Source organism: Chamaesiphon sp. VAR_48_metabat_403 (assembly GCF_031422475.1).
Lineage (GTDB): Bacteria > Cyanobacteriota > Cyanobacteriia > Cyanobacteriales > Chamaesiphonaceae > Chamaesiphon.
This window is the reverse complement of record NZ_JANPLS010000329.1, coordinates 1-3,610: the sequence shown is the minus strand read 5'-3', so window position 1 is coordinate 3,610 and position 3,610 is coordinate 1. Positions and strand designations below refer to the sequence as shown.

Sequence of the window (3,610 nt, the reverse complement as noted above, 5' to 3'; positions counted from 1 at the left end):
CTGTTAACTAAACGGGTGGGGGCTGTATCTTCGGAGGTGGAAGCACGAGTGAAAGCTTTGTCTTTAGCGATGCTGGAAGAGTTGTTTGATGCGGCTTTAGATTTTACCCAGATGAATGATTTGATGATGTGGTTGGATGGACATCAGTAATCGATCGAGTCTTTCATTTGACTCAAATCACGAGTCTCATTCTCAGACGCTACGCCCAATATTGAACTATAATCCCAACATGGCTGGCAAACAGGTTAACTCGTCCAATCTTCAAATATTAAGCCCTCAATTCGCTCGAAATCAGACTTATTGCGAGTGAGTAGTGTGGCATTATTCGTCATGGAAATCGCAGCAATCTTGAGATCCATTGTGCCCAGTCGGGGATAAAGTCGTCTAATTCTTTCAAATTCCCTGGCAGAGGTGGGATCGAAGCCAATTACGGTAGCTGCTCGAAATTTAGCTAAATGCCGCTCTAACTTGGAATAAGCGAGTACTTGAGCATCCAGATTAGTAGCCTTGGCAATGTAACTCAGCCATCCTCTGGTTTGCTCTTCGTCGCTAACGATCGTGGTAGCAATTTCATGGGGATTTACTTGGGATAGTTTAGCAAGTAAGATTTGCGCTGATGGGCCACCACGATCCATGATGGTTAAATGATCTGTATCGAATAAATACATTTTGGCTAGGAGGATTTACGATACCGTCGCCCTAGTTCCATCGCTTCCTCGAAGGCTGGATCGTCGGCAAAGGTGCCAACGTTAATTTCCCACCAGGGTTGGATGACAGGCTCTAATGGTGGTAATTTTCTTTTGAGCGCGGCTACTTCTAGCTCTAAGGCAGCTAGTCGTTCCTCGATTTTGGTTTCAGGCATGTTTTGGACTCCTTGCTGGCTAAGAATAAACCATGTATCTATTTTAGCTGCTGGAGATCGTCAATAGAAATATTTTTATTGTAGATTGGGATGTGGTCAGAAGCTTAACATTTCAATGACCTGTTAATTGGCGCATTTTTGGAGTATGAAACCCAATCACGATATCCTGTTTCGGTACTCCCATCTCTACTAAATCACTAGCTAGGTCGAATTCAGTGGTATTTTGTTGAATCCAGATTTTCTCATCCTGGATATCTAGATGAATTGTCGTGCCATATATCCTTTTTTGTTGATTCCAACCAATCGCGAGTAATTGATATCGATCTCGATCTCGATCGAAGATTTGTTCGATCTCTACTTGTCCATAGCTGGGCTTATACTGAGAATATTTATTTAATATCTCTGTCACTATCGATCGATACAATTCTAACTTATCCATGTCTAACTATCTTCTTCATTTGATTAAGGCGTTAATTAACTCATCTATTCGTAAAAGCCCTTGAGTAATTTGATTTATTTTATTTAATTCATCTACTGGATCGGGTGGTTGCTTAGTTCTATAAGATGTAGCTGAAGAATGTACGACTAACCCTCGTTGCTCTCCAAAGGCATTTAATTGAACTAGTAAACTCAAATCTAAATCACTACTATCTATCCCAATAGGTAAAAGTAATGCTAATATATTTGATTCTTTTAGTCCATGATTTTGCTTGATTGTCTTCATAAAACAGTTGACAGCCAATTCTATCTTTTTGTCTAGTTTTATTTTTTCTAGCAGAACTTTTTTGCTACCTTTTATAGGACTGAGTGTATCTGGAGGTAACTCCATTTTTTCTCCAGAGAAAGCCAGTAAACTTAACAAAGTACGAGAAGCTTTCCCATGACTATCCCAATCTATTTTTGCATCTGTCGCTACTTGTTTTACCCGATCTTCAAGATATGCTTCGATTTCAGCATGGACAAATACTCCATATGCAATAGTCAGAGCTAGCTGTCGATCGGAATAATATATACCTGGAGGATTAATTTTAGGTAAAAACTGCTTTTTTAGCCTATTTAATTCTTTTGTTAAAGTAATAAATCTAGAAGATCTTGACATGCTGAGATCGCCGCTTACCTCAAACCGTTGAATACAATTCGACCTTCAAAAAAATCAGGCACATTGAATTCTACATCAAGAACATCTAATAAAGATTTCCCCCATAAGGAAAGACGGATGTACGTTCCATAAACATCTGTCGTTCCTCTAACACTCTCTATAAAGTCATTATTGGATGAGCATAGCTCCTTGAACGCAGCTTCTACCTGCTCTTTATTTCTTTTAGCAGATTCTCTGATGATTTCATCAGAGAAATAAAACACCATTGCATCTAGAGTCGCTCGATTAAACTGGCTGCGATAAGCTTCTTCTTCACTTACCCAAACATGAGCAAAGTTCTTGTCTCCAAATATTGAAATAGTTGCTTCGACTGCATTCTCAAATCCATCTACTACATTTTTTATGTCATCTTCCTTATTATTCCATTCTTTATTTAAAACTTCACAAGTCATGTTAAGAAATTTTTTAATATTGCCATCATACTGTGGTAGGAAATAATGAAACGCTACATATCGCAGCAATAACTCTACATCCCGCATCCGAAAGTCTCCATTTTTACTTTTGAAGATTTTCTTTAGAACCTGACTTTCAAAAGATCGATCGTCGAGGAAATTAACAAATTCACCTGGATGGAGTGCTTGTCTAAGTTCTTGTGCAGACAATGGTGTGCTTTCTAAGTTAAGCCGTAAGAAGATTTTATGGAGAAGGCTTTCGCTACGCCAGTTACGGATTACGGTAGTGCGAATTGTTTGGTTATTCAGGTCATCAATTACTGAACTCAACATAACATTATTCTTGATAGACTCATAAGTACAACCATTTAATTCTGGTCTAAACTCTAAACCTGTCAAAGCAAAACTATTATGTTTAGTTGCTTCACTTTTACCATAGAATTGCAAGATCGTCAGTAAACGTTGCTTACCATCAAGAACTATAAACTTTCCTTTTCCATGTTCCTTACTATGCGCTAGAAATATTTGCGGAATAGGAAAACCAAGAATAATTGATTCAATAAATCTACTCTTACGTTTCTTGTTCCAAGCGTCTCTTCTTTGAAATCTTGGGTTAAGTTGTATGTTCTCGTTGACAATTTGACCGAGAATAGTCTCTGTCGTCCAATCCGTACCAGATATAACTATCTCTGAAATTTCTTTTAATTGCTTTTTTTGTAAGTCGAGAGATTCAATCTCATCGTCCTGTTCTTCATCTTCATCGAAGAGATTTGTTATTTCTTTTTCTTCTAAAAGTTTTAATCCAACCATAACTGTGACCTTGCAGTATGAATTTATGATAACGCAAATTGACGGTGTGACTAGATTACAAACCCCACATTATCAAATCCGCGCTACCATAGATAATCGCCCAAGCAAACAGAACTAGAGGCAAAATCGTGGCAGTTGCAGTAGATAGTCTCATTACTCCTGAAATCCTCAAACCCGCTCGTTATCTCGGTAACGAACTCGGTGCGGTGCATAAACCGTGGGAGAGTGCGACGGTTCGCTGGGCACTGACATATCCAGAGATCTACGAAGTTGGGGCGAGCAATCTGGGGCATATTATCCTCTACAGTATTATCAACGCCCAGCCGCGCCAATTGTGCGATCGAGCCTACCTTCCCGCTGCGGATTTAGCCCAGAAATTACGGGATA

6 protein-coding genes and 1 pseudogene are annotated in these 3,610 nt (G+C 39.1%); 2 read left to right on the top strand and 5 right to left on the bottom strand.

The window, feature by feature from the left end:
* The gene (locus tag RMO79_RS15980) at window positions 1–150 is read left to right on the top strand and encodes a DUF4351 domain-containing protein (protein ID WP_310484167.1); all 150 of its coding nucleotides are present in this window, start codon (window positions 1–3) and stop codon (window positions 148–150) included.
* A 95-nt stretch (window positions 151–245) separates the two neighbouring features.
* On the opposite strand, the gene RMO79_RS15975 is transcribed toward RMO79_RS15980, so the two are convergent.
* From RMO79_RS15975 to RMO79_RS15955, 5 genes are all read right to left on the bottom strand, one after another.
* Window positions 246–668, bottom strand: coding sequence for a type II toxin-antitoxin system VapC family toxin (locus tag RMO79_RS15975; RefSeq protein WP_310484166.1), 423 nt, complete (start codon window positions 666–668; stop codon window positions 246–248).
* A 5-nt stretch (window positions 669–673) separates the two neighbouring features.
* Window positions 674–862, bottom strand: a complete 189-nt coding sequence (locus RMO79_RS15970) for a hypothetical protein (RefSeq protein ID WP_310484165.1) — start codon at window positions 860–862, stop codon at window positions 674–676.
* A 112-nt stretch (window positions 863–974) separates the two neighbouring features.
* Window positions 975–1,301 carry a XisI protein gene (locus RMO79_RS15965; protein ID WP_310484164.1) on the bottom strand — a complete coding sequence of 109 codons (327 nt, stop codon included), beginning with the start codon at window positions 1,299–1,301 and terminating at the stop codon, window positions 975–977.
* A 15-nt stretch (window positions 1,302–1,316) separates the two neighbouring features.
* Window positions 1,317–1,961 carry a HEPN domain-containing protein gene (locus tag RMO79_RS15960; RefSeq protein ID WP_310484163.1) on the bottom strand — a complete coding sequence of 215 codons (645 nt, stop codon included), beginning with the start codon at window positions 1,959–1,961 and terminating at the stop codon, window positions 1,317–1,319.
* A 14-nt stretch (window positions 1,962–1,975) separates the two neighbouring features.
* Window positions 1,976–3,223: a DUF262 domain-containing protein gene (locus RMO79_RS15955; protein ID WP_310484162.1), complete on the bottom strand. Its 1,248-nt coding sequence runs from the start codon at window positions 3,221–3,223 to the stop codon at window positions 1,976–1,978.
* A gap of 128 nt (window positions 3,224–3,351) precedes the next feature.
* Here RMO79_RS15955 and RMO79_RS15950 point away from each other — a divergent pair.
* Window positions 3,352–3,610: pseudogene (locus tag RMO79_RS15950) on the top strand (B12-binding domain-containing radical SAM protein); the annotation flags it as partial.